The following is a 25447-nucleotide window of genomic DNA, read 5'->3' as shown; positions in this document are numbered from 1 at the left end:
CAAGGCGGACCGGGCATCGGCCCCCATAGCCGACACCTCGCCTGCCTCGATCAACCGAGCTCGTTCGTCCGTCGTTCACCGGTATGGCAATCCGCGCTGCGCGGAGTAACTCCTCACTGTCGTCGAGGTTATGCGTCGAACAGGTCACGAGCAAGCAAACGCGTCCTCAAGCGTGTCTTACGGGCCCGCATCTCCCCAATCAACCACATAACCCACGATCACCCCCATTTGTCCCCCACCCTCACCTCTCCAACCCCCATCGCCCAGACAAAGCCCACAACCCGCACCCAGCGACCACCGCCCATGAAACCGTAGACCTCCGACGGCCCTTGGTGATCTGCCTGAGCCCGAGCGCGGGAAACTTCGACCCCGATGGCAGACCTGCACCTTTCGGCCTTCCTATACTCCGAGCCCGGCCGCAGGCCTTCAGGCCCCACGCTCCGAGCGAGAGGGTCCCGCCCGGAGACAGCCCCACAGTCCCTCCATCGCTCTGAGCCCCGAGCGTGACAGGCGCCGGGTCAGGTGGAGGCCCCTGAGGGATCAGGAGAAGTCGTCCTCCAGGTCGATGCCCTCCTGTTCGAGAGCCTCCCGGATCACCCGGTACGCCAGCCCCGACGAGTACCCCTTGCGCGCGAGCATGCCGGCCAGACGCCGCGTACGGGTCTGCGAGTCGAGGGATCGGGTGGAGGCGAGCTTACGGTCCACCAGCCGTCGGGCCGTCTCGGCCTCCTGATCGGAGTCCAGGCGCTCCACGGCTTCCTTCACGGTCTCGGTGTCCACACCCCGATGGCGCAGCTCGGCCGCGAGCGCACGCTTGGCGAGGCCCCGTCCGTGGTGCCGGGAATCGACCCACGCCTCCGCGAACGCCTCGTCATTGATCAGCCCGAGCTCGACAAACCGATCAAGCACCTTTCCGGCAGCCTCATCCGGTACGTCCCTCTTGCGAAGGGCCTCGGCGAGCTGCGCCCGCGTCTTGGGTGCCATGGTGAGCAACCGAAGACAGATGGCCCGCGCAACGGACTCCGGATCCGCCGCAGGCGCCGCCGCAGCGGAACTGCCCACGTCCGGCCCATCAGGCAACGGCCCGCGATGCGATGCCCCGTGATGCGGTGGCCCGTCATGCACGGGCCCGTCGTGCATTGGCCCGTCGTGCATTGGCCCATCAGGCGGCGGCCCGTCGGACAGCGGGCCGCCACGGCCGGTCGCGCCTCTCCCGAAGCGTCCGCTCCCCCTGCCGTTCCCCCGTCCGGCGCCTCGGCCGCCGGTCCGGCGCCCCTTGCTTGAACGCTTCTTCCCACCCGCGTCCTGCGCATCGCCGAACCAACTGCTTCCGGCCAGCACCTCAGAGTGCCACTCATCGGCGCCGCGCTTCTCCTCGGAGGAGGCCTCACCCTCCGGCTTTCCGCCAACGCCGCCGGGCTCGTACGGATCTTCCCGTTCCCGCAGGCGCTCCTCAGGGACACCGCCGCCATCCTGACCACTCAGCCCAGCCGACCGCGCCTCGGAGCTCTCCTCACTCTCCTGATCTCCGCGCTCGCTCGTACGCCGCGGAGCTACGCCAGCAGCGCCCTCGCCCTCATGGTCAATCCGCTGCTCGTCCGAAGGGCTTGCAGAGAAGCCCTCGCCGTCCCGAACCTTCTGCCTGCTCGTACGCCGCCCAGCAGCGCCCTCGCCGTCATGATCGCTCGGCTCGTCCAGGGAGCTTCCGGCGAAATCCTCGTCGACCTGGGCCTTTCTCTTACGCCTTCCGGGACTGCGCTTACGGGCCGGCTCGGCGCGGGCTTCTTCGGAAGGTTCGCTCGCAGCGGTGTCCGGGTCGGCAGGAGCCTTACGCTCGCCCGGCCAGACGAAGATCGGCGCGTCGGCATCGGCGTCGGAGCGACCTCGGGACGCCCGTCCCCCGGCCCGGCCACTGGTCCGGCTGCTGCCTCGCCCACCGGCTCTGCCACGACTGTCCGCGCCGCCGTCGGGGGCGGCTTCGTCGTCCTGAGCGCTGGGGGCGGACGAGTGGAGCCAGCCGGGAGTGGGCCGGTCAGCCGGATCGCCACGCTCAGCGCCTGGCCACGTCATGAACACTTCACTGTGCGGCCTGAGCCCGAGCCCGAAACCCGCTTCACCGCTCGGCGCGACATCGGCCTCACTGCCCGGCGTCACGTCGGCCCCTTCGCTCAGCCCGGCACCGGCGTCACCTTCCGGCGCAACGCCAGCCCTTCTGCGCGGCCCACCGTCAGCCTCATCGCTCGGCGCAACGGGCGCCCCTCCACCCAGCTCGACCTCAGCCTCATTGCTCAGGCTTCGGTCGGCTTCGCGAGTCGAGCCTGTATCTCCCCCGTCGGGTTGGGTGCGGGGGTCGCCCGGCCAATGGAAGGCCGGCGCGGCCATCTCCCGGCCCGGGCCCCATGCCGGGGGCGCGACAACGGCCTGCCGACCAGGGCCCCACGCCGAGGGCGCGGCAACGGTCTGCCCGCCCGTGCCCCAGCTCGACACACCCTCGTCGTCCACCTGCGCTTGGACGACCACGTCGTCCGTGTCGTCGCGAACCACCACGTCGTCCACTTCATGGTGAACGACACCAGCGGCCTCAGCGTGATCGGCGGCGGCGTCCAGCCCGTCGTGGGCGGTCGGAGAGTGGTCGCCGTCGGGAGTGGGGGGCTCGGAGGCGGCGGCTCGGAGGCGGGCGCGTTGTTCGTGCCATTCGTCTACCGACGGCCAGCCGTCCGCGGCCGACCGGGCCAGGTCGGCGCCACGGGAACCCCTGCCCGAGGCCGGACGGCCGGTAGCCCGGGTCACCGGCTCGGAGATGGTGGCCCCGGTCACCGGCTCAGCCGGGGTGGCCCAGGTCGGCGGCTCGGGGGTGGGGGACGTGGGCGTCGGGTCGGAGGGGGTGGCCCGGGGGCCGCGGGGTCCGCGCTTTCTGCGCTCCCCCGAGGCGGGGAGGTCGGGCCATGCGCCCCAGTCCTGGGAACGGGGCGCCTGCGACGGATCCCTGTCACTCATGCGCCGACCGATCAGACGTCACCCGGCTTGGGGGTGGACTTCGAGCCACGACCCGAGGGCGCGGCCGCGGGAGCCGGGACGGCGGCGGCGGGCTCGGCGGGCGTGTCAAGCTTCGGACCGACCCCGAGCTTGTCCTTGATCTTCTTCTCGATCTCGTTGGCCATGTCGGGGTGGTTCTTCAGGAAGTTGCGCGCGTTCTCCTTGCCCTGGCCCAGCTGGTCGCCCTCGTACGTGTACCAGGCGCCCGACTTGCGGACGAAGCCGTGCTCGACGCCCATGTCGATGAGGCCGCCCTCGCGGGAGATGCCCACGCCGTAGAGGATGTCGAAGTCGGCGACGCGGAAGGGCGGGGCCATCTTGTTCTTGACGACCTTGACCCGGGTGCGGTTGCCGACCGCCTCCGTGCCGTCCTTCAGGGTCTCGATGCGGCGGATGTCCATGCGGACGGAGGCGTAGAACTTGAGCGCCTTACCACCGGTCGTGGTCTCGGGGCTGCCGAACATGACGCCGATCTTCTCGCGGAGCTGGTTGATGAAGATCGCGGTGGTGCCGGTGCTGTTGAGCGCGCCGGCGACCTTGCGCAGGGCCTGGGACATCAGGCGGGCCTGGAGGCCGACGTGGCTGTCGCCCATCTCGCCCTCGATCTCGGCCTTGGGCACCAGGGCGGCCACCGAGTCGATGACGATGATGTCGACCGCGCCGGACCTGATCAGCATGTCGGCGATCTCGAGCGCCTGCTCACCGGTGTCGGGCTGGGAGACCAGCAGGGCGTCGGTGTCGACGCCCAGCTTCTTGGCGTATTCGGGGTCAAGGGCGTGTTCGGCGTCGATGAACGCCGCGATGCCGCCGGCCCGCTGGGCGTTGGCCACCGCGTGCAGGGCGACCGTGGTCTTGCCCGAGGACTCGGGGCCGTAGATCTCGACGATGCGCCCACGCGGGAGGCCGCCGATGCCGAGGGCCACGTCAAGGGAGATCGACCCGGTGGGGATCACCTCGATGGGGGCTCGGGCGTCGTCGCCCAGTCGCATGACGGAGCCCTTGCCGAACTGCCGCTCGATCTGAGCGAGCGCGGTCTCGAGGGCCTTCTCGCGGTCGTTGATAGCCATGGGAGCTCCCTCTGGAGGGTCGTGGTCCGATCAGTCGAGTGAAAGCTACGGCCTGCCACCGACATTTTCTGAGACGGTCGGGGAAGGCGTGGCCGAGTTCGGCAGGTTCATCGTAGCCGAACGGCTGTTCGATCACATCACGAACACGCTGCTGGGATGCATGCGTCGTGGTCAGAGGAGGGCGGGGCCGTTGCTCGGACGTCGCTCACGTTCATGGTGGTTGCCGGCGGATTGGCCGTGGGGTCTGCCCGGGGGGTCGTTGCCGTGGGATCGGGCGCGGCGGGCGGATGTGATGGGGTGCCCCCGCATGGGCGGCTGCCTGGGTCCGGGCCCGACGAACGCCTGCCCCTCGCGGACGAGCGGCATCTGACCCGTCGGGAAATCCCGATCCGCCCCGTCCGGAAACGCGGATCCTGCCGGTCCCGAAGAACACGGATCCGGCCCGGTGACGCGGACCTGAGCCGTCCTGGAAAACGCGGACCGCCGCGCGGGGAGCGCGGGCGCCGGGGCTCCGGTGACACTTGGGGCGTGGGAGGCGAGGGTGTTCGCGATCTTCCGCGCGGGTTGCCGCCGACGTGTTGTCATACGCCGTGAGCTGGGGAGACTCCCATGCAGGGGATCGGCTGGAAGGCGGCGAAGTGGCGAGTGGCTACACCGGGGAACGGCGCACCCTTCTGGAGGCGCTCGCCGAGTTGCTGCCCCATCAGGGGCTGGTCAGCCGCATGGTCGGCGGCGACGATCCGGTGCTGTGGGTGTGGCATCCGCGCACGCGCCGCCAGACGATCATCTTCGCCACCCCCTCCAGCGAGGGCTGGACGTTGTTGTGGTCGCCGGGCGGCCAGGGCAGCGCGGACGACCTGGAGGCCACGGCGGACGCGCTCCGCCGGACGCTGGGCTCAACGCAGCCCGGGTGAGACGTTCTCCACCTGGCACACGGCCCGCCACACGGTCTTGGCGCTCTCGCCGTCGGCCAGCGCCTGGATCACGGTACGGCCGCCCAGCGGGGCGATCACGTAGTCGCGGGCCCACGACTCGGCATAGGTCTCGCCGAAATGGACGTTCATCCGTCTCCAGAACTCGGTCAGGCGCATGGACCAAGTATGGAATCGCGTCAGGTGTGGGTAAGACATCCGCATGCCAAAGACCCCCAAGTCTTCACCCCCGAAGACCGCCAGGACCAAGGCCAACAGGACGCGGCGCCGCCGGCTGTCGCTCGCGATGCGGCAGGCCGTCCAGAAGGAGAAGGGACAGCGATCGGAGCGGCACGCGGGAATCAGGCAGGAGCCGCGTGCGGGCAGGCCGCGTACGCGCAGGGCGTCACGGCGCTGAGCCGGGACGAACAGTCACAGAACTCGCGCACCGTACATCTCACCGAGATGGTCGGCGAGCAGCTCCAGCCGGGCGCCGTCGGGGTCCTTGAAGTAGATGGAGGCGCCGCTCTCGATCTGGTGCGGCACGCCGGCCATCTCCAGCTTGCCGCGCAGCCGTTCCCAGGTGGCGGGGTCGACGGAGATCGCCACGTGGTGCAGCCCGCCGAGCACCTCCTGGTACGGGCCGAGGTCGAGCCCCGGGAAGTCGAAGAACGCGAGCAGGTTGCCGTTGCCGATGTCGAAGAAGAAGTGGCTCGAACCCCTGTAGTCGCGGTTCTCGATGATCTCCGTCAGCGGGAACTCCAGAAGTTCCTGGTAGAACTTGATGGTCCGCTCCACATCGGACGACAACATGGCCACGTGATGCAGGCCACGGGCGCTGCTCGACGGCCGGTGCGGTAAGGCGTACTGGCGCCGCAACTGTGCGCGTCGGGTCTCGACGGCGGCATAATCAATGGTCACGGTCGCTGTATGTCCGCCTTGACCCCCGCTCAATCACCCGGCGCCGCTCCAATGCGTTTTCTGTCGGTGGCGCGAGGCAGTATGTGCTGGTGAGCTCGCTAGACCACTTCACCCAGGTGACCAGGCAATGGTTCGCCGGCGCCTTCCAGGCGCCCACGGCGGCCCAGGAGGGCGCGTGGGAGTCGATCGCGCGCGGCGACAACACGCTGGTCGTCGCGCCCACGGGGTCGGGCAAGACGCTGGCGGCGTTCCTGTGGTCGCTCGACCGGCTCGCGGCGCGGGCGGCCGGGCAGGCACCGGGCGAGGGCGCGGCGAAGGGGCACAAGCCGGGCACCCGCGTGCTCTATGTGTCGCCCCTCAAGGCGCTGGCCGTCGACGTCGAGCGCAACCTGCGCGCGCCGCTGGCCGGGCTCAGGCAGACGGCGCGGCGGCTCGGGCTGCCGGTGCCGGAGATCTCGGTGGCGATCCGCTCCGGCGACACCCCGGCCGAGGAGCGCAGGCGGTTCGCCGCCAAGCCGTCCGACATTCTGATCACCACCCCCGAGTCGCTGTTCCTGCTGCTCACCAGCCAGGCGCGCGACGCGCTGCGCGACGTCGAGACGGTGATCGTCGACGAGGTGCACGCGGTCGCGGCCACCAAGCGCGGCGCCCATCTGGCGCTCAGCCTGGAGCGGCTCGACGCGCTGCTGGAGCGTCCGGCCCAGCGGGTGGGGCTGTCGGCGACCGTGCGGCCGGTGAGCGAGGTGGCGGCCTTCCTCGGCGGCACGCGTCCGGCGACGGTGGTGCAGCCGCCGTCCGACAAGCGCATCGAGATCGAGGTCGTCGTCCCGGTCGAGGACATGACGGAGATGGCGGGCGCGCCCGATCCCGAGCAGGTCGAGCCGTCGTCCGGCCGGTCGATCTGGCCCCATGTGGAAGACCGCCTGTTCGACCTGATCGAGTCCCACAGCTCGACGATCGTGTTCGCCAACTCCAGGCGGCTGGCCGAGCGGCTGTGCACCCGGCTCAACGAGCTGGCCTACACGCGGCGGCAGGGGCCCGAGGCGATCGACCTGTCGATCTGGGAGACACCCCCGCAGGACCAGGAGCCCCCGCCGGACGACCGGGAGCCGCCGTCCAGGCGCATGCCCGCCGAGACGATGGCGCAGGCGGGGGCGAGCAAGGGCGTGGTGAGCGAGATCGTCCGGGCCCACCACGGCTCGGTGTCGAAGGAGGAGCGGGCCCAGATCGAGGAGGCGCTCAAGTCGGGGCGGCTGCCCGCCGTGGTCGCCACCTCCAGCCTGGAACTGGGCATCGACATGGGCGCGGTCGACCTGGTGGCGTGTGTGGAGGCCCCGCCGAGCGTAGCCAGCGGGCTGCAGCGCATCGGCCGGGCCGGCCACCAGGTGGGCGCGGTCTCCCGAGGGGTGATCTTCCCCAAGTACCGGGGCGACCTCGTCCAGACGGCCGTGGTGGCCGAGCGCATGCGCGGCGGGCAGATCGAGGAGCTGCGCTACCCGCGCAACCCGCTCGACGTGCTGGCCCAGCAGATCGTGGCCATGACCGCGCTCGACGAGTGGACCGTCGACGAGCTGGAGACCATGGTCAAGCGGGCCGCCCCCTACGCCACCCTGCCGCGCAGCGCGCTGGAGGCCACGCTCGACATGCTGGCCGGGCGCTACCCGAGCGAGGAGTTCGCCGAGCTGCGGCCGCGCATCGTCTGGGACCGCGTCACCGGCGCGCTCCAGGGGCGGCCCGGCGCGCAGCGGCTGGCCGTGACCAACGGCGGCACGATCCCCGACCGCGGCCTGTTCGGCGTGTTCCTCGTGGGCGAGAAGGCGTCCCGGGTGGGCGAGCTCGACGAGGAGATGGTCTACGAGTCGCGGGTGGGCGACGTGTTCGTGCTGGGCGCGACGTCGTGGCGGATCGAGGACATCACGGCCGACCGGGTGCTGGTCTCGCCCGCTCCCGGGCAGCCGGGGAAGCTGCCGTTCTGGCACGGCGACGCGGCCGGGCGGCCGGCCGAGCTGGGCCGGGCGATCGGGCAGTTCCTGCGGGAGCAGGCCAAGCAGGGTTCCACCGACCGCATCAGGGAGGCGGGGCTCGACGAGTTCGCCGCGAGCAACCTGCTGGCCTACCTCGACGAGCAGCGCGAGGCCACGGGCTACGTGCCCGACGACCGTACCCTGCTGGTCGAGCGCTTCCACGACGAGCTGGGCGACTGGCGGGTGGTGATCCACTCCCCCTACGGCGCGCGGGTGCACGCGCCCTGGGCGCTGGCGATCAACCGGCGGCTGCGCGAGCGTTACGGCATCGACGTGCAGGCCGTGCACTCCGACGACGGCATCGTGCTGCGCATCCCCGACACGCTGGCCGAGCCGCCCACCGACGTGGCGGCGTTCGACGCCGAGGAGATCGAGCAGATCGTCACCGAGGAGCTGGGCGGGTCGGCGATGTTCGCCTCCCGGTTCAGGGAGTGCGCGGGGCGGGCGCTGCTGCTGCCACGCCGTGTGCCGGGCCGGCGCAGCCCGCTGTGGCAGCAGCGCCAGCGGGCCGCCCATCTGCTGGGCGTCGCCTCCCAGTACGCCTCGTTCCCGATCGTGCTGGAGACGATGCGCGAGTGCCTCCAGGACGTGTTCGACGTGCCGGGGCTGGTCCAGCTCATGCGCGACATCGCGGCGCGCCGGATCCGGGTGGTGGAGGTCGAGACGTCGCAGGCCTCGCCGTTCGCCGCGTCGCTGCTGTTCCACTACGTCGGCGCGTTCATGTACGAGGGTGACGCGCCGCTGGCCGAACGCCGCGCGCAGGCCCTGGCGCTGGACACCACGCTGCTGGCCGAGCTGCTCGGCCAGGCCGACCTGCGCGAGCTGCTCGATCCCGACGTGATCGTGAGCAGCGAGCGCGAGCTGGCCCGGCTCGACCGGCCGCTGCGCGACGCCGAAGACCTGGCCGACCTGCTGCGTTCGCACGGGCCGCTGCTGACGCCCGACGTGAGCGTGCGCGGCGGCGACCCGTCCTGGCTGGAGGAGCTGGAACGCGCGCGCCGGGCCATCCGCGTGCGCGTCGCGGGCGAGGAGCAGTGGGCGGCCGTGGAGGACGCCGCCCGGCTGCGCGACGCGCTCGGCGTGCCGCTGCCCGTGGGGGTGCCGCACGTGTTCCTGGAGCCGGTGCCCGACCCGCTGGCCGACCTGGTGGCCCGGCACGCCCGCACCCGCGGTCCCTTCCACGCCGGCACCGCCGCCGCCAGGTTCGGGCTCGGCACGGCCGTGGTCACCGACGCGCTGCGGCGGCTGGCCGCGTCGGGGCGCGTCGTGAACGGGGAGTTCCGGCCGGGCGGCCGGGGCGAGGAGTGGTGCGACGCCGGGGTGCTGCGGATGTTGCGCCGCAGGTCGCTGGCCCGGCTGCGCAAGGAGGTCGAGCCGGTCGCACCCGAGACGCTGGCCCGCTTCCTGCCCGCCTGGCATGGCATCACCGGTTCTGGCACGTCGTCCGAGGGCTCGCGGGCCGGGGCGGCGCGGGCCATGGACGCGCTGGTGCAGTCCGTCGAGCAGCTCCAGGGTGCCGCGGTGCCGGCGTCCGCGCTGGAGACGCTGGTGCTGCCGTCGCGCGTGCCCGGCTACCATCCGGCGCTGCTCGACGAGCTGACCTCGTCGGGCGAGGTGATGTGGGTGGGGCAGGGGTCGTTGCCCGGCGGCGACGGATGGGTGTCGCTCTACTTCGCCGACACCGCGCCGCTGCTGCTGCCCGACCCGGCCGAGATCACGATGACGCCGCTGCACGAGCGCGTGCTCGACCTGCTGGGCGGTGGGGGCGCGCTGTTCTTCCGGGGCATCTCCGACCAGCTCGGGGCCCAGGGCGGGGCGCTCGACGACACGACGCTGGTCTCCGCGTTGTGGGACCTGGTGTGGTCGGGGCGAATCTCCGGCGACACGCTCGCGCCGCTGCGGGCCACGCTGGGCACCGGGCGTCCCGCGCACCGGCCCGCCACGACGCGGCGGCGCCGGGCCGTGCTGCCGTCGAGGAGCGGGCCGCCGACCGTGGCCGGGCGGTGGTGGCTGCTGCCCGGCCCGGCCGACGACGCGACGCAGCGGGCGCACGCGCAGGCCGAGGTGCTGCTCGAACGGCACGGCGTGGTGACGCGCGGGGCGGTGACCTCCGAACGGCTGCCCGGCGGGTTCACGCCCGTCTACCAGGTGCTCCGCGCCTACGAGGAGAGCGGGCGGTGCCGCCGGGGGTACTTCGTCGAGGGGCTGGGAGGTGCGCAGTTCGCGCTGGCGGGGGCGGTCGACCGGATGCGCGCCATGGCCCCGAGCGTCGCACCGACCGGGGGCGGGCCGGGCGAGGGTTCCGGTCCGCCGCCCGAGGTCCCCACCTGGGAGACCGGCCGGCCCGGCGGCGGTGACTTCGGCGGCGGGGTCGGTGGTGGATTCGGTGGCGGGGCCGGCGGTCCAGAGGGTGGCCGAAGCTCGCGGCCCGGTGGCGGCGGGTTCGACCAAGGCGGCGAGGCCGGGTTGCTCGGGCGCGGCGGCCGGGGCGGGTCCGGGCGGCGGGCCGTGGTGCTGGCCGCCGCCGACCCGGCCAGCCCGTACGGGGCCGCGCTGCCGTGGCCGCAACGTCCCGGCGACGTCGGGCACAAGCCGGGCAGGAAGGCCGGCTCGCTGGTCGTGCTCGTGGACGGGCACCTCGTCCTCTACGTGGAGCGGGGCGGCAAGACGTTGCTGTCGTTCGCCGACGACGAGCGGCTGCAACCGGCGGTCGACGCGCTGGCGCTGGCCGTCCGCGACGGAGCGCTCGGGAAGCTGACGGTGGAGCGGGCCGACGGCGCGTCCATCGTGGAATCGCCGCTGGCGGCTGCCCTGGAGGCGGCCGGGTTCCATCCGACCCCCCGGGGGCTGCGCCTGCGCGCCTGACCGGTCGGTGGTGTCAGCGGTCGACGACGATCGGCCGTCCGCGGATTTGTATACGATGGGCGGCCACATGGCTGATGAGATGCGGGACGCAGGGCGTACGACGCTGCTGGGCGAGGTCACCGAGGAGCTGCGTCGTCGCATCCTGTCCGGCGAGCTGGCCCAGGGCGAGCGGCTGGTCGAGGATCGGCTGGCCGCGCTGCTCGGCGTGTCGCGCAACCCCGTGCGCGAGTCCATCCGGGTGCTGGCCGCCGAGGGGTTCGTCGAGGTCGTCCCGCGGGTCGGCGCGAGGGTCGCGCGGCTGACGGCCGAGGAGGGCGAGGAGCTCTTCGACGTGCGCATGGCGGTCGAGGGCCTGGCCGCCCGGCTGGCGGCGCGCAAACGCAGCCCGGAGGCCGTCGCGCGGCTGCGCCGGGTGCTCGACGCGGCCAAGCGGGCCGTGGAGGCCGGGCGACCGGCGGAGGTGGCCGACCTCAACACCGCCTTCCACCTGGCCGTGGGCGAGGCGGCGGGCAACTCCTACCTCAGCCTGATGATGAAGCCCATGGTGCTGCGGGCGCAGTGGGTCTTCAGCCAGACCGCCGCCGCCCGGGGGCCGCACTCCTGGACGGAGCACCTGAGCCTGTGCGAGGCCATCGCGGCGGGCGACGAGGACGAGGCCCAGGCCAGGGCGGTCGCGCACGTCGCCGCCGCCCGCCGGTCGTTCCTCGCGGCCGTGCCCCGTACGGCGAACCAGCCGGCCGACTAGACAGGCGGCAACCGGTACCCCGCGACGCGGGTGGGACGCGAGGATTGTATACAGTCTCCTGAACCCGTCCCCCCGGAGGAGAGACCGTTGTTCACCACCAGGCCCGAGCTGACGGGCGACTTCGGCATGGTCGCCGGCACCCACTGGCTGGCCTCGGCGGCCGGGATGGGCGTGCTGGAGCGCGGCGGCAACGCCTTCGACGCGGCGGTGACGGCCGGGTTCGTGCTCCAGGTCGCCGAACCCCACCTGAACGGCCCCGGCGGCGAGGTGCCGATCCTGCTGTGGAGCGAGGAGGAGCAGAAGGTCTCGGCGGTGTGCGGGCAGGGCGTCGCCCCCGCCGCCGCGACCGTCGAGCGCTTCGCCGCGATGGGGCTGGACGTCGTCCCCGGCACGGGCCTGCTGGCGGCGACGGTGCCGGGCGCGTTCGGCGGCTGGATGCTGCTGCTGGAGCGCTGGGGCACCTGGTCGCTGGCCGAGGTGCTGGCCCCGGCGATCCACTACGCCGAGCGCGGCGTGCCGGTGCTCGACCGGATCGCCGCCACGATCGGGACGGTCGAAGAGCTGTTCAGGCACGACTGGCCCACGTCGGCGGCCACCTGGCTGCCGGACGGCCGGGTGCCCGCGCCGGGTTCGAGGCTGGCCAACCCGGTGCTCGCGGCGACCTACCGCAGGCTGGTCGCCGAGGCCGAGGCCGCCTCGGCCACCCGCGAAGGTCAGCTCGCCGCCGCCCGGCACGCCTGGTACGAAGGGTTCGTCGCCGAGGCCGTCGCCGCTTTCAGCACCGGCACCGCCTGGCGGGACAGCTCGGGCGAGATCCACGGCGGCCTGCTCACCGGGGACGACCTGGCCCGCTGGTCCGCCACGGTCGAGGAGCCGGTGAGCTTCGACTACCGCGGGCACACCGTGTACAAGACGGGACCTTGGGGGCAGGGGCCGGTCTTCCTGCAGCAGCTCGCCCTGCTGTCCGGGTTCGACCTCGACGCCGTCGAATTCCTGGGCGCCGACTACGTGCACGTGGTGACCGAGGCGGCCAAACTCGCCTTCGCCGACCGCGAAGCCTGGTACGGCGACGCGGACGTGCCCATGGCCGACCTGCTGAGCGCGGCGTACAACGAAGAGCGGCGGCGGCTGATCGGGGCCCAGGCCAGCCTGGAGCTGCGGCCGGGCGCGCCCGGCGGACGGGAGCCGCGGCTGCCGGTCCTCCCGCCGGGCACGGCGGCCGTCTCCCCCGCGATTCCCGCGCCCGTTCGTCCGGGCATCGGCGAGCCGACGGTCGCCCGCCACGACACACCGCCGACCGGCCGCCCGCGCCCCCTGACCGGCGCCGGTGAGCAGACGGTGACGCCCGACGGCGCGGTGCGGGGCGACACCTGTCATGTGGACGTCGTGGACCGGTTCGGCAACATGGTCTCGGCCACGCCCAGCGGCGGCTGGCTGCAGAGCTCCCCCACGATCCCCGAGCTGGGCTTCTGCCTGGGCACCAGGGCGCAGATGTTCTGGCTGCAGGAGGGGCTGCCCGCGTCGCTGCGGCCCGGCGCGCGACCGCGCACCACGCTCTCGCCGTCGTTCGCCACCCGGGACGGCAGGCCGTGGCTGGCGTTCGGCACGCCGGGCGGCGACCAGCAGGACCAGTGGAGTGTCGCCTTCTTCCTGGCCGTCGTGCACGGGCGGCTGAACCTCCAGGAGGCGATCGAGGCGCCCATGTTCCACTCCGCGCACTTCCCCAGCTCGTTCTTTCCGCGTGGCTCGCGTCCCGGGGTGTTGCACGTCGAGGAGCGGCTCGACCCCGGCGTGGTGGCCGAGCTGCGGCGGCGCGGGCACGAGGTCGAGGTCGAGGGTCCGTGGTCGCTCGGCAGGCTGAGCGCGGTGGCCCGCGACGGCGCCTTCCTGCGGGCCGCCGCCAACCCCCGCGGCGCCCAGGGCTACGCGGCGGGCCGATGACCACCAACCGCCCGTCCCTCCCCAAAACGACGACGCCCACCGACCGCACGTCCCACCTCAAAGCGAGGACGCCCACCGACCGCACGCCCCGGCCAACGGCCGGGGCCAGCGCCGGGCGGGTGGTTCGGTTGGGGGTGGGGTGGTGACGGTTGGGGAGGTTGTCTTTCTGGTGGGGGCCGGGTTGCTGGCTGGGGTGGTCAACGCTCTGGCCGGTGGCGGCACGTTGATCTCCTTCCCGGCGCTGGTGGCGTTCGGCTACCCGGGCGTCACGGCGTCGGTGACCAACGCTGTGGCCCTGTGGCCCGGCTACCTGGGCGGCGTCGCCGGCTACCGCGCCGAGCTGCGCGGGCAGCGGCGCAGGGTGACGGCGCTGTCGGCCGCCACCGTGGCGGGCGCCGTGGCGGGCTGTTCGCTGCTGCTGCTCACGCCGGGCCGGCTGTTCGACTCGCTGGTGCCGTGGCTGGTGACGTTCGCCAGCCTCGCGCTGCTGGCCCAGCCGTGGCTCAAGGACCGCTTCGGCGGCGCGGCCGGGCAGCCTCCGAGCAGGCTGGTGTACGCCGGGGTGTTCGTGGGCGGCTGCTACGGCGCCTACTTCAACGGCGGGATGGGCGTGCTGCTGCTGGCCGTGCTCGGCATGTTCCTGCACGACGACCTGCACCGGGTCAATGCCGTACGGGCCGCGTTGTCGCTGGTCGTCAGTACGGTGTCGGTGGTGGCGTTCGCGCTGTTCGGGCCGGTGGAGTGGCAGGCCGTGGCGGTGGTGGCGCCGGCCAGCCTGGCGGGTGGCTTCCTCGGCACCCGCGTGGCCCGGCTCATGCCGCCGAACGTGCTCCGTGGCGTCGTCGTGACCTTCGGCCTCGGCGTGGCGGCGGTGCTCGCGCTGCGTTGAGAACTGCGTCGAAACCGCGATGGAAATGCGGTGGAAATGCGGCGGGACTGCGGTGAACGGGCGGGTCAGGCGACGGTGGCCTCGATGAGGTCGTCGACCACGTCGGTCAGGTCGTTGCCCCGGGCGTGCACGCGCCGCTGGCGCACCGCCCCGGAGCCCTTGCTCAGCAGCCGTTCCAGGCCCTCGTCGATGAAGGTCAGGTCGCCGGCCTCGGCCAGCGCGGCGCTCACGTGCCCGAACAGCCGGCGGGCCATCACCGTGGCGGGCACGAGCGTTCCGTGCCGCACGTCGAGGCTGTCGCCGACCAGGCCGTCCCGGGCGGCCCGCCAGTAGGCGGCCCGCAGCACCTCCGACGGGATGGGCAGCCCGCGGTCGCCGCGCGCCACCTCCCGCAACGCGGTCACGACCAGGGCCCGGATCAGGCCGATGATCGTCAGGCTGTCGCTCACGTCGAGCGGCACGTCGGCCACCCTGATCTCGACCGTCGGCAGCCTCGGCGACGGACGGGTGTCCCAGAAGACCGTCTTGGGGTCCATCAGCGCGCCCGACTCCGACAGCGCCCGCAGCGCCAGTTCGTAGTCGCCGAACGTCGGGAAGTACGGCGGCGCCCCGGACACCGGCCACCGCCCCCAGCTGATCACCCGCCAGGACGCGTAGCCGGTGTCGCGGCCCACGAAGAACGGCGAGTTGGCGGCCAGCGCGATCAGCGTCGGCAGCCAGGGTCTGAGATGGTTGCCGACGTAGACGGCGATCTCCTCGTCCGGTACGTCGACGTGCACGTGCAGCGCGCAGATGCTGATCTCGTCCTGCAACGCCCGGTAGAGCTCCTTGCCCTGCTGGTAGCGGTGGTCGTCGGTGAGCGGCGGCGGCATGACGTTGCCGAGCACCGGGATGCCGCTGGCCACGACCGCCAGGCCGCAGGACCGGGCCGCCTCGGCCACCTCCTTCCGTGCTGCCCGGAGCTGGGAGCCCAGCTCACTGAGGTCGGCGGAGGGCGGCGTACGGGCCTCCACCTGGAAACGGGTGATCTCGTGGGCCACGTCGAGCATGTCCGTCGCGGCGGCCAGGACCTCGGCCGCCCGGGGGGACACGTGGCGGGTGCGGGGATCGACGACGAGGTATTCCTCTTCGATCCCGATCAACGGAACCATGCACACCTCGCTGGGGGAGTCCGAAGAGCCTCCGCCACAGGTTGTGCCCGTACCGCTGCCGGGGGAAAACCTGGCTAGAAGGGGGCAGGACCGTACAGGGCGGCGGGGGCGCCGGTGGACATGGCCCAGTAGCGGTCGCCGTACGACCAGTGCCACCACTCGGTCGGGTAGTTGACCAGGCCCACGGGCTCCAGGGCGGCGGCCAGGATCTCGCGGTGGACGCGGGCCTGCGCCGGGATGCCGGCGGCGGCCGTGTAGCAGGCGCCGTCGCTCTCCTCGGGGTTGTCGTTGACCTGGGTGCCCATGTCGTACTCGGTGCCGTCGGGGGCGCACAGGGTCAGGTCGACGGCGGCGCCGGCGGTGTGGGGAGCGACCTCAACAGGGGAGACATACCGACTGGCCGCGATAAAGGACTCGTCAGGCGACATGTCGGGATAAGTGGTGAGGAGCTCCTCGCGATACCCCTCGAAGATACGCCGCTGCGTGGCGATGGGCCGGTATCCCTCGACGATCAGCAGGTGGAAGCCGTCGGGCAACGAGCGCTCGGCCCGCTCCAGCCGGTCGAGCAGCCCCGCGCGCAGGTGCGCGTACGCGCCGTCGGCGTCGGCCATCCGCGTGTCGACCCGCAGCCGCCCGCGTACGTCGGCCAGCGGTTCGCCGCACTCCCGGACGGGGATCGCCGAGACGCGCGGATCGGAGATGAGGACTACGTCGGTGTCGAGCTGCCACATGGGCAGAAATTCTCACACAGTGTCGGAGAAAACCTGCTCCCGGGCCTGCTCCAGGGCCGCGACCATGGCCCCGCGCAGCACCGCGTTGCCGGTCACCTTGGTGGTCACCACGGTCGGCTGGCTCGGGCACACGCGGGCCACGGCCTCCTCGACCTTGGCGGCCAGCCGCTCGCCGCCGGCCCGGCCGACGTCGCCGCTGAGCACGATCAGCCCGGGGTCGAGCACGACGGCCACGGCCGCCGCGCCCACGGCCAGGCGGCCCGCCACCTCGTCCAGGTAGTCCTCGTCGCCGTTGCGGACCAGGTCGGGCACGGTGTAGCCGATCACGCCGTGCTCGCCGGCCAGGCCGCGCAGGGCGTCGTGGCCCACCAGGCGCTGGAACGAGCCCGACTGCGGCTGCGAGACGTCGGACGGCAGCGGCTCCCCCGGCACCGGCAGCCAGCCGATCTCGCCCGCGCCGCCGGTGATCCCCCGGTGCAGCCGGCCGCCGAGCATGACGCCGAGGCCCTGGCCGACGCCGGCCCAGATGACCACGAAGTCGTCGTGGCCGACGGCGGCGCCGTAGCGGCTCTCGGCCAGGGCGACGAGGTTGACGTCGTTCTCTATCGTCACCGAGCCGCCGAGGGTCTGGCGCAGGCTGGCCAGCACGCCGACGTGCCAGTCGGGCAGGTCGTAGGACCAGCGCACGTCGCCGCTGCGGGGATCGACGACGCCCCGGGTGCCGATGACGAAGGAGCGGAGCTGGGAGAGCTCGACGCTGGCCGTGGCGCAGGCCCGCTGGACGGCCGAGTGGACCGCCTTGACCGGATCACGGGCGTCGGACGGGTTGACCGTCACCTCGACAACGATTTTACCTGTGATGTCCGCCACACCGACAGTGAGGCTGTCGGGCAGCACCTCCAGACCGGCGACGTACGCGCTCGACGGAACCACGGCGTACAGGGCGGCGTGCGGGCCCCGGCCGCCGGCGCGCTCGCCCGCGACCTCCACCAGGCCCCGCTCTTCGAGTCGAGCGAGCAGCTGACCTGCGGTTACCTTGGATAGCCCCGTTCGCTCCCCCAGTTCGGCGCGGGTCAGCGGACCGTCCGCGAGGAGGAGTTCAAGTGCCGAGCGGTCGTTCAACCTGCGCAGCAACCGGGGGATCCCCGGGCTTCGACTCATTACCGCACCCCTCTCGTCACGAATGGCTAACGAGCGTTTCTTTTAAGAAAGTTTCTTGTTAGTTTAACAGCGTCGTTCGGCATTTGACGATCAGCCTGGTGCGGACCGTAGGCCAGCACCCGGGAAGGGAGAACCCTGTGAGGATCGCGAAGATCACAGCCACTACGGTCACCACGGCCGCCCTGGCCCTGGGCCTGGCCGCCTGTGGGTCAAGCGAGGAGCCGAAGCCGTCGTCCAGCGCGGCCGCCCCCGCTTCCAGTGGCCCGAAGTTCGCGGGCAAGACGCTCAGCGTGTGGCGTCTCGGCGACAGCAACCCTGCCGCCGCCAAGTACATGGAAGAGCTCAACGCCGAGTTCAAGACGCAGACCGGCGCCGAGGTCAAGCTTGAGTGGATCCCGTGGCCGCAGGTGGCGGACAAGTTCGCCGCCGCCGCGACCGGCACCGGCCCGGACGTGACCGAGATCGGCAACGACCAGGTCCCGATGTGGCAGAGCCAGGACGCGCTCACTCCCATCACCGACATCGCGCACGAGGGTGACCGTGCCCAGATCCCCCAGAACCTCTACGGCTACGAGACGGTCGACGGCGAGGTCTACGGCATCCCGTGGGGCGCCGGCGCCCGCGCCGTGCTCTACCGCAAGGACTGGTTCGCCGACCTGAAGATCGAGGTTCCCAAGACCTGGGACGAGCTCGTCGCCGCGGCCAAGAAGATCCAGAAGGAGAAGGGCGCCGGCGTCGACGGCTTCGCCTTCAACGGCGGCTCCGACGCCAACCACCTGCTGGCCGCGTTCGCCTGGTCCGAGGGCGGCGAGTTCGCCGTCAAGGAGGGCGACAAGTGGGTCGGCAAGCTGACCGACCCCGGCTTCCAGAAGGGCTTCGAGACCTACACCGGCCTGGTCACCGGCGGTCTGTCCAGCAAGGCGAACCTGACGCTGAACACCGTCGACATCCGCAAGCGCTTCGCCAACAACAAGGTGGCGATGTACCTCACCGCCGGCTGGGACCTGCCCGGCATCGAGGAGGACTCGAAGGGCAAGCTGAAGGGCGACAAGCTCGGCTTCTTCCCGCTGCCCGCCAAGACCGGCGGCCTGGCCCCGTCCTTCTTCGGCGGCAACGACATCGCGCTGTGGGGCGGCACCAAGGAGGCCGACCTCGGCAAGGAGTACATCAAGCTCGCCACCAGCAAGACCTGGGCCGACCGCTACGCCAAGGAAGGCGGCCTGCTGCCGGTCTACCCCGACACCCTGGCGGCGCTGAACGAGGACCCGGCGCAGGGCCCGTTCGCCCAGGCCTTCGCCAAGGCCAAGGCGTTCCCGGCCGACCCGAACTGGGCCGAGGCCGACGCCACCAAGGCCGTGCTGCAGAACGCGGCACGCGCCGTCATCGAGGGCAAGAAGGACACCACCACGGCCCTCGCTGACGCCAACAAGGAACTCGAAGAGATCCTGAACCAGTAACGATGGCGAACACGACTACGGTCACCCGGGGCAGGGGCTCGTCCCCCGCCCCGGGGCGCCGCCGTAAGAAGGGCGGCGGGCCCGTCAAGGCCACCGGGATGCCCACCTGGAGCATCCCGTACGTGCTGCTCGTCCCCGGTCTGCTGGTCATCGCGGGACTGCTGCTGTACCCGATGTTCCAGCTCGGCGTGATGGCCTTCCAGAAGGTCGGGCTCGCGCAGATCAGGGGGAGCAAGCCGGCCGAATGGGTGGGCCTGGACAACTTCAACAAGGTCCTCTCCAACGACATCTTCTGGTCGGCTCTGCGCAACACCGTGGTGTTCGCCTTCGTCGCCGTCAGCCTCACCCTGATCGTGGGCACCGCGGTCGGCGTCCTGCTGAACAAGCTCGGCAAGAAGATGTCCCTGTTCGTGGTCATCGGGTGCATGTTCGCCTGGGCCGTGCCGCCGGTCGCGCAGGGCGTCATCTGGCGCTCGCTCTTCGACGCCGAGTCCGGCATCGTGAACTGGCTGCTCAACCTGCTGCCCGACTGGCTGGCCGCGCCGCCCGCCGGCCAGCGGGACTGGTCGGGCACCCCCTGGCTCAACGACACCTTCCCGCTCTACGTCGCGCTGATCGTGTGCGTGGTGTGGGCCGGGTTCCCGTTCATCGCGGTCTCGGTGCTGGCCGGCCTCAAGGGCATCCCGTCCGAGCTGTACGAGGCGGCCAAGGTCGACGGCTCGGGGGCGTGGCGGACGTTCAGGAAGATCACCCTGCCGCTGCTCAAGCCGGTCTTCGCCGTCCTGACGATCCTGTCGATCATCTGGGACTTCAAGGTCTTCAGCCAGCTCTACGTGCTGATGAACGGCCCGACCAACCGCGACGGTTTCAACCTGTCGATGTACGCGGTCGCGGAGGCGTTCAAGCCCCCGCAGAAGCTGGGCACGGGCGCGGCGATCTCCATCGTGCTGACGATCATCCTGCTCATCATCACCGTCGCGTACGTCCGGCAGATCGTGAAGCAGGAGGAGATGTGAACGCGCTGGCCCGCAAGAAGCTCGGGAAGATCCTCCTGAACACGGCCGGCGTGCTGGTCTTCCTCTACGCGGTCTTCCCCGTCTACTGGATGGTCTCCACCGGCTTCAAGGAGAACGACCAGATCTTCACGACGGAGTTCATCCCGTTCCCGACGCACTTCACCTTCGACCACTTCGCACGGGTGCTGACCGAGGGCGTGGCGAACAACTCCATCTGGCTCTACATGCGCAACAGCGCGATCGTGGCGCTCGGCACCGTGCTCATCGGCTCGGTCTTCGCGCTGCTGTCGGCCACGGCCATCGCCCGCTTCCGCTTCAAGGGGCGCGGCACGTTCCTGGTCATCCTGCTCATCGTGCAGATGCTGCCGGCCGAGGGCCTGCTCATCCCGCTGTACATGATGGTCAAGCGGGTCGGCCTGGGTGACCAGCTCATCGGGCTGATCATCACCCAGGTCGCGCTGACGCTGCCGTTCGGCATCTGGATGTTGCGCACGTTCGTGGCCGCGGTGCCGCGGACGCTGGAGGAGGCGGCCTGGATCGACGGCGCGAGCCGCCTGACCACGTTCTGGAAGGTGCTGTTCCCGCTGGTCGCGCCGGGGTTGGTGGCCACGAGCATCTTCTCGTTCATCACCGCCTGGAACGATCTGGTGTTCGCCCTCTACCTGATGTCGGGTTCCGAGGGCTACACGATGCCGGTCGCCCTGCAGTACTTCTTCGGCCAGAAGGGCGTCGACTGGGGCGCGATCATGGCCGGTTCCACCCTGATGACCCTTCCGGTGGTCGTCTTCTTCCTGCTGGTACAACGCCGCATGGTCGCCGGTCTCACCGCCGGCGCCGTGAAGGGGTAACAGGCACTGATCCTCGTACGGCTCGGGCTGGTCCGGGCCGTACCCGATCGTGCCGTCATTCAAGTGATGAGGAGCCATGAGTCAGAGTGATCGGGGGCTGCGTCGCCTCGCGGCCGGCACGCTGCTCGTCGCCTTCCAGGGCACCACGGCGCCCGACTGGGTGCTGCGTGAGCTGGACAACGGCCTGGGCGGCGTGACGCTCTTCGGGTTCAACGTCGCCGGTCCCGACCAGGTCAGGTCGCTCACCACGACGTTGCGCGCCTCGGCCGAGCCCGTCATCTCGCTCGACGAGGAGGGCGGGGACGTCACCCGGCTGGCCTACCACGTCGGCAGCCCGTACCCGGGGAACGCGGCGCTGGGGGCGGTCGACGACGTGGACCTGACCTGCCGGGTCTATGCGGCGATCGGGTCCGAGCTGGCCGCGTGCGGCATCAACCTGGACCTCGCGCCGAGCGCGGACGTCAACACCGAGGCCGACAACCCGGTGATCGGGACCAGGTCCTTCGGCGCCGACCCGGCGCTGGTGGCCAGGCACACGGTCGCGGCGGTCAACGGCCTGCAGTCGGTGAACGTGGCCGCCTGCGTCAAGCACTTCCCCGGCCACGGCGCCACCCGGGTGGACTCCCACCTGGCCGTGCCCGTCGTGGACGTCGGCCTGGACGTGCTGCGCGCCCGCGAGCTCGCGCCGTTCCGGGCGGCCATCGAGGCCGGCGCCAGGACCGTGATGACCGCCCACGTGGCGGTTCCGGTGGTGACCGGGGACACTCCGGCCACCCTGTCACCCGCCGCTCTGACCGGGCTCCTCAGGGGCGAGCTCGGCTACGACGGCGTGGTGATCACCGACGCGCTGGACATGCACGCGATCACCAAGAGCGTCGGCCTGGCCAACGGCGCCGTGCTCACGCTCGCGGCCGGGGCGGACCTGATCTGCCTCGGCCCGATCCCCGGCGAGGACGACGTCCAGCGGGTCATCGGGGAGATCGTGGCCGCGGTGACCGAGGGCCGCCTGCCGGCCGCCAGGCTGGAGGAGGCGGCCGACCGCGTGGGAGCGCTGCGGGCCTGGTTCGGCACGCCCGAGGTGATCGCGGCCGAGCAGAACGGGGTCGGCCTGCACGCCGCCCGCCGCGCCGTGCGGCTGACCGGCGAGACGGAACCCCTGGTGGAACCCCTGGTGATCGAGGTGGACACCCCGCCCACGATCGCCGTGGGGAACGTGCCATGGGGTGTGGGCCCGTGGCTGCCGGACGCCGAGATCGTCCGCGTCGAGCCCGCGGCCGCCGACGTCCCCGCCCTGCTGGCCAAGGCCGCGAACCGGTCGCTGGTCATCGTGGTGAAGGACGCCCACCGCTACCAGGAGAGCCAGGAACTGGTCTCCGCCCTGGTGGCGGCCCGCCAGGACGCGACGGTGATCGAGATGGGCCTGCCCGTCTGGCGGCCCGACAGCGCCGCCTACATCGCCACGTACGGGGCGGCCAGGGCCAACGCCCAGGCCGCCGTGGAACTGATCACCGCCTGAGACAGGCGGCCACGGCCCGCCGGATCAGGGCGCGAGGAGTTCCTCGCGCGCCTGGTCCAGGGCGGCCAGCACCGCGCCGCGCAGCACGGGGTTGGCGTGGGCCACCGCCGTGGTGACCACCTGCGGCCGCACCGGGCAGATCCGCGCCACGGCCTCCTCCACCCGGGAGGTCAGCGCGGATCCTCCGGCGTGGCCCACCTCCCCGGCCAGCACGACCAGCCCCGGGTCGAGGATCACGCAGACCGCCGCCACGCCCAGCGCCAGCCGGTGGGCGATCTCGTCGAGCATCGGCTCGCCGCGGGACCCGGCCGCCACCGCGACCTCGACGCACTCGCCGGCGCTCTCGGCCGTGAAACCGTAGCCACGGGCCAGCTCGGCCACCGCCTCGGCACTCACCAGCGACTGCAGGCCGCCCGCCAGCGACGGCAGCCGGCCCGGCTTGGTGCGGATGTCCTCAGGCAGCGGCACGCCGGGCACCGGCAGGTAGCCGATCTCCCCCGCGCTGCCCGAACGCCCCCGGTGGAGCTTGCCGCCCAGCATGACGGCCATGCCGAGGCCCCGGCTCGCCCACACCAGCACGAAGTCGTCGACGCCCTTGGCCGCGCCGTCGGCGTACTCGGCGATGGCGGCCAGGTTCACGTCGTTCTCGATCGTCACCTCGCGCCGCAGGTCGCCGGCGAGCGCCTCGTGGATGCCCTCGTGCCAGCCCGGCAGGTCGAAGGAGAAGCGCACGTCGCCGCTGCGCGGATCGACCACGCCCGGCGTGCCGATCACCACGCCGCGCAGCTTGGCCAGGCTGACCTTCGCGCTGCGGCACGCCTTGACGATCGCACCGTGCACCGCGGCCACCGGGTCGTCACGGCCGCCGGGATCGACGGTGACCTCGGCGATGGTGCGGCCGTGGATGTCGGCGACGGCAGTGGAGATCAGCTCGGGCCCCACCTCCAGACCGGCCACGTACGCGCTGGAGGGGATGACCGAGTAGAGCGCCGCGTTCGGCCCCCTGCCGCCCGCCTGCGCGCCCACCACCTCGACCAGGCCGCGCTCCTCCAGCCGCGCGAGCGTCTGGGAGGCGGTGACCTTGGACAGACCGGTCAGGTCGCCGATCTGCCCCCTCGTCATGGGGCCGGTGGCCAGCAACAGCTCCAGTGCGGCCCGATCGTTGATCTCCCGGAGAAGTCTGGGCACACCAGGACGACGCTCCACGCTGATTCCCACCGTCAATTCGAAAAGGTTGTTGGAAGTTTAGCGCCCCAGCTCTTGCATATCATCGGAGCCGAACACGAGGATGCCTCATGACAATCCCCCGCGGCCCGGCGATCATGCTCGCGCTCGGCCTCGTGCTGCTGCTGGACGTGTTGAGAGTCTTCCTCCCGTCGTTGATCACCCTGTTCGGCCGGGCGGGCGAGACGCCGCCGGAGCTGATGGGCCTCTACGCCGCCGCCTGGTTCATCCTGCCTTTCCTGGCGCTGTTAGCCAAGCCGCGCCACGCTCTGCTCGGCGGCGCCGCGGCGCTGGTCCTCGCCAGGATCCTGCTGCAGGCGGGCGCGAGCCAGCTCTACGTCGCCTCCGCCGGCGTCACCGCGGGCCTGGTCTTCCTGTACGGCTGCGCCCACGCCGTGCCGCGCCGGGCGGTCCCCGTCGGCGTCATGGGCGGCCTGAGCCTGTCACTGATCGTCCACCTGCTGCTGGACGGCGTGGACCTGGTCTGGCGCGACGGCCTCGTCCCGTGGCCGGCGGTGCTCTGCGCCTGCGCCGCCTTCCTGAGCCTGGTCCGGCCGCCGGCCGCCGAGGTGGACCGCGCGCCCACGCTCACCTGGTTCCTGCTCGGCCCGGCGATGCTGCTGACCGGCGTGGCCGCCACGGGCTGGGCCAAGCCGGAGCAGAGCCCGACCGACGTGTGGCCGGTGCTGGCAGGTGCCGGCCTGCTCGCCGTCGTCCTGGTCATGGTCGTGGCGCAGGCCGCCCAGCCGCCGCTGTCGCCGATCTTCGACCTCATCCTCGGGGTCCTGCTGGTGGTCTGCGCGGTGGGCCTGGCCCTGTCGGCGTCCTACTTCACCGTGCTGATGATCGGCTGGCTCGGCGGTCTGCTCGCCGGGACCGCGCGGCTCGACCGTCCCGCCGGGCGGCGTCCCGGCGTGGCCGTGCTCGGCGGCGGGCTGGTCTTCTTCGTCGGGCTGTTCGTCTACTACGCCGCCTACGACCTCGACCTGGGCTTCCCCAACGGCTTCGTCCTCGTGGCGGTGGCGGTGCTGGTGGCCGTCCTCTGCGTGGTCACGGCCCTGGTCCGGCACACGCCGCAGCCGGTCGTGCCGGTCCGCATCGGCTGGTTGCCGTTGGGCGTCGCCGTCCTGCTGGTGGGGCTGGTGACGCTGGGGGCGCCGGCCGCGCCGCCCGTACGGGCCAAGCAGGGCGACACCTTCACCCTGATCGCCTACAACATCCGCATGGGCTACGGCCTGGACGGCCGCCTGTCGCTCGACAAGATCGCGGCCTGGGCCGCCGCCCAGAAGCCCGACATCGTGCTGCTGAGCGAGGTGGACCGCGGCTGGCTGCTCAACGGCGGTCACGACGACCTGGCCAGGATCGCCCGCGGCCTCGGCATGCGCTACCACTTCGCGCCGGCCGCCGACAAGGTGTGGGGCGACGCGCTGCTCACCAACCTCCCGGTCAAGCAGGTGCACTCCCACCCCCTCGGCGCCCACGACTACCCCACGGGGGCGCAGGCCCAGACGATCGTCCTGGAGGTCGGCGGCAGGGAGGTGGGCATCGTCAACACCCACCTGCAGGCCCCCGAGGGCCAGGCGCCCGAGGTGGCCGCCATCGCCCGCGCCCTGGCCGCCGGCCGGGACGCCGCCGCCGCCGGGCACCTCTCCGTCGGAGCGGGGGCACAGGTGAGGCGGCCGGTGATCCTGGCGGGCGACCTCAACACGCGGCCCACCGATCCGGCCATGGAGGTGCTGAAGGCGGCCGGGCTGAGCGACCCGCTGACCGCGTTCGGGGACCCGCCGACCTCGCCCGCCGACGCCCCCAAGGAGCGCATCGACCACGTGCTGCTCACCAAGGGATTGACTGCGGTTTCTGCGCAGGCGCCGCGGTTGCCGTATTCGGATCACCTGCCCGTTCTGACGACCTTGCGCCTAACCAGTGTTGACCAGGAGGGATAAT

18 protein-coding genes are annotated in these 25447 nt (G+C 72.0%); 10 read left to right on the top strand and 8 right to left on the bottom strand.

Going from position 1 to position 25447, the window contains the following annotated elements:
* Positions 1-540: 540 nt before the first annotated feature.
* Complete coding sequence (gene recX, locus ACIBQ8_RS13565) at positions 541-2070, bottom strand: recombination regulator RecX (RefSeq protein WP_397192242.1); 1530 nt, start codon at positions 2068-2070, stop codon at positions 541-543.
* A gap of 938 nt (positions 2071-3008) precedes the next feature.
* Complete coding sequence (gene recA, locus ACIBQ8_RS13560; protein WP_352323144.1) at positions 3009-4103, bottom strand: recombinase RecA; 1095 nt, start codon at positions 4101-4103, stop codon at positions 3009-3011.
* 638 nt (positions 4104-4741) lie between these two features.
* Here recA and ACIBQ8_RS13555 point away from each other — a divergent pair.
* Positions 4742-5017, top strand: a complete 276-nt coding sequence (locus ACIBQ8_RS13555) for a hypothetical protein (RefSeq protein WP_397180131.1) — start codon at positions 4742-4744, stop codon at positions 5015-5017.
* Here ACIBQ8_RS13555 and ACIBQ8_RS13550 read toward each other — a convergent pair.
* A complete protein-coding gene (locus ACIBQ8_RS13550; RefSeq protein ID WP_397180132.1) occupies positions 5000-5194 on the bottom strand; it encodes a DUF3046 domain-containing protein in 195 nt (64 codons plus the stop codon). The genes ACIBQ8_RS13555 and ACIBQ8_RS13550 overlap by 18 nt on opposite strands.
* Positions 5195-5446: 252 nt before the next feature.
* Positions 5447-5935, bottom strand: coding sequence for a VOC family protein (locus tag ACIBQ8_RS13545; RefSeq protein ID WP_397180133.1), 489 nt, complete (start codon positions 5933-5935; stop codon positions 5447-5449).
* A gap of 83 nt (positions 5936-6018) precedes the next feature.
* On the opposite strand from ACIBQ8_RS13545, the gene ACIBQ8_RS13540 reads away from it, so the two are divergent.
* The 4 genes from ACIBQ8_RS13540 (at position 6019) to ACIBQ8_RS13525 (ending at position 14399) form a co-directional block, all read left to right on the top strand.
* Positions 6019-10824 carry an ATP-dependent helicase gene (locus tag ACIBQ8_RS13540; RefSeq protein ID WP_397192047.1) on the top strand — a complete coding sequence of 1602 codons (4806 nt, stop codon included), beginning with the start codon at positions 6019-6021 and terminating at the stop codon, positions 10822-10824.
* Positions 10825-10891: 67 nt separating this feature from the next.
* Positions 10892-11569, top strand: coding sequence for a GntR family transcriptional regulator (locus tag ACIBQ8_RS13535; RefSeq protein WP_397192046.1), 678 nt, complete (start codon positions 10892-10894; stop codon positions 11567-11569).
* Between the two features lie 126 nt (positions 11570-11695).
* Positions 11696-13510, top strand: coding sequence for a gamma-glutamyltransferase (locus ACIBQ8_RS13530; RefSeq protein ID WP_397192241.1), 1815 nt, complete (start codon positions 11696-11698; stop codon positions 13508-13510).
* Between the two features lie 169 nt (positions 13511-13679).
* The gene (locus ACIBQ8_RS13525; RefSeq protein ID WP_397192045.1) at positions 13680-14399 is read left to right on the top strand and encodes a sulfite exporter TauE/SafE family protein; all 720 of its coding nucleotides are present in this window, start codon (positions 13680-13682) and stop codon (positions 14397-14399) included.
* Between the two features lie 65 nt (positions 14400-14464).
* On the opposite strand, the gene ACIBQ8_RS13520 is transcribed toward ACIBQ8_RS13525, so the two are convergent.
* From ACIBQ8_RS13520 to ACIBQ8_RS13510, 3 genes are all read right to left on the bottom strand, one after another.
* The gene (locus ACIBQ8_RS13520; RefSeq protein WP_397180137.1) at positions 14465-15550 is read right to left on the bottom strand and encodes a glutamate--cysteine ligase; all 1086 of its coding nucleotides are present in this window, start codon (positions 15548-15550) and stop codon (positions 14465-14467) included.
* Between the two features lie 74 nt (positions 15551-15624).
* Entirely contained in the window at positions 15625-16281 is a 657-nt protein-coding gene (locus ACIBQ8_RS13515; protein WP_397180138.1) for a M15 family metallopeptidase, read from the bottom strand.
* 12 nt (positions 16282-16293) lie between these two features.
* Positions 16294-17442, bottom strand: a complete 1149-nt coding sequence (locus ACIBQ8_RS13510) for an ROK family transcriptional regulator (RefSeq protein WP_352323153.1) — start codon at positions 17440-17442, stop codon at positions 16294-16296.
* A gap of 137 nt (positions 17443-17579) precedes the next feature.
* Here ACIBQ8_RS13510 and ACIBQ8_RS13505 point away from each other — a divergent pair, with 137 nt between their 5' ends.
* From ACIBQ8_RS13505 to ACIBQ8_RS13490, 4 genes are all read left to right on the top strand, one after another.
* Complete coding sequence (locus ACIBQ8_RS13505; RefSeq protein ID WP_397180139.1) at positions 17580-18899, top strand: extracellular solute-binding protein; 1320 nt, start codon at positions 17580-17582, stop codon at positions 18897-18899.
* 2 nt (positions 18900-18901) lie between these two features.
* Positions 18902-19915, top strand: a complete 1014-nt coding sequence (locus ACIBQ8_RS13500) for a carbohydrate ABC transporter permease (protein ID WP_397180140.1) — start codon at positions 18902-18904, stop codon at positions 19913-19915.
* A complete protein-coding gene (locus ACIBQ8_RS13495) occupies positions 19912-20763 on the top strand; it encodes a carbohydrate ABC transporter permease (protein WP_352352381.1) in 852 nt (283 codons plus the stop codon). The genes ACIBQ8_RS13500 and ACIBQ8_RS13495 overlap by 4 nt, the downstream gene beginning before the upstream one ends.
* A gap of 76 nt (positions 20764-20839) precedes the next feature.
* A complete protein-coding gene (locus ACIBQ8_RS13490; RefSeq protein WP_397180141.1) occupies positions 20840-22279 on the top strand; it encodes a glycoside hydrolase family 3 protein in 1440 nt (479 codons plus the stop codon).
* 24 nt (positions 22280-22303) lie between these two features.
* Here ACIBQ8_RS13490 and ACIBQ8_RS13485 read toward each other — a convergent pair whose 3' ends face one another.
* On the bottom strand, positions 22304-23485 hold the full coding sequence (locus ACIBQ8_RS13485; protein WP_397180173.1) for an ROK family protein: 1182 nt from the start codon (positions 23483-23485) through the stop codon (positions 22304-22306).
* Positions 23486-23574: 89 nt separating this feature from the next.
* Here ACIBQ8_RS13485 and ACIBQ8_RS13480 point away from each other — a divergent pair, with 89 nt between their 5' ends.
* Positions 23575-25446 carry an endonuclease/exonuclease/phosphatase family protein gene (locus tag ACIBQ8_RS13480; protein ID WP_397192044.1) on the top strand — a complete coding sequence of 624 codons (1872 nt, stop codon included), beginning with the start codon at positions 23575-23577 and terminating at the stop codon, positions 25444-25446.
* The last annotated feature ends 1 nt before the right edge of the window (position 25447 follow it).

Source organism: Nonomuraea sp. NPDC049646, from assembly GCF_044465525.1.
GTDB lineage: Bacteria > Actinomycetota > Actinomycetes > Streptosporangiales > Streptosporangiaceae > Nonomuraea.
The sequence above is the reverse complement of the archived record's forward strand: the minus strand, read 5'-3'. Positions and strand labels throughout refer to the sequence as shown.

Coding starts and splice junctions, on each gene's coding strand:
- recA (WP_352323144.1), bottom strand. CDS start 4,103: ATGGCTATCAACGACCGCGAGAAGGCCCTCGAGACCGCGCTCGCTCAG.
- ACIBQ8_RS13480 (WP_397192044.1), top strand. CDS start 23,575: ATGACAATCCCCCGCGGCCCGGCGATCATGCTCGCGCTCGGCCTCGTG.
- ACIBQ8_RS13530 (WP_397192241.1), top strand. CDS start 11,696: ATGGTCGCCGGCACCCACTGGCTGGCCTCGGCGGCCGGGATGGGCGTG.
- ACIBQ8_RS13550 (WP_397180132.1), bottom strand. CDS start 5,194: ATGCGCCTGACCGAGTTCTGGAGACGGATGAACGTCCATTTCGGCGAG.
- ACIBQ8_RS13535 (WP_397192046.1), top strand. CDS start 10,892: ATGGCTGATGAGATGCGGGACGCAGGGCGTACGACGCTGCTGGGCGAG.
- ACIBQ8_RS13500 (WP_397180140.1), top strand. CDS start 18,902: ATGGCGAACACGACTACGGTCACCCGGGGCAGGGGCTCGTCCCCCGCC.
- ACIBQ8_RS13515 (WP_397180138.1), bottom strand. CDS start 16,281: ATGTGGCAGCTCGACACCGACGTAGTCCTCATCTCCGATCCGCGCGTC.
- ACIBQ8_RS13510 (WP_352323153.1), bottom strand. CDS start 17,442: ATGAGTCGAAGCCCGGGGATCCCCCGGTTGCTGCGCAGGTTGAACGAC.
- recX (WP_397192242.1), bottom strand. CDS start 2,070: ATGACGTGGCCAGGCGCTGAGCGTGGCGATCCGGCTGACCGGCCCACT.
- ACIBQ8_RS13490 (WP_397180141.1), top strand. CDS start 20,840: ATGAGTCAGAGTGATCGGGGGCTGCGTCGCCTCGCGGCCGGCACGCTG.
- ACIBQ8_RS13520 (WP_397180137.1), bottom strand. CDS start 15,550: ATGGTTCCGTTGATCGGGATCGAAGAGGAATACCTCGTCGTCGATCCC.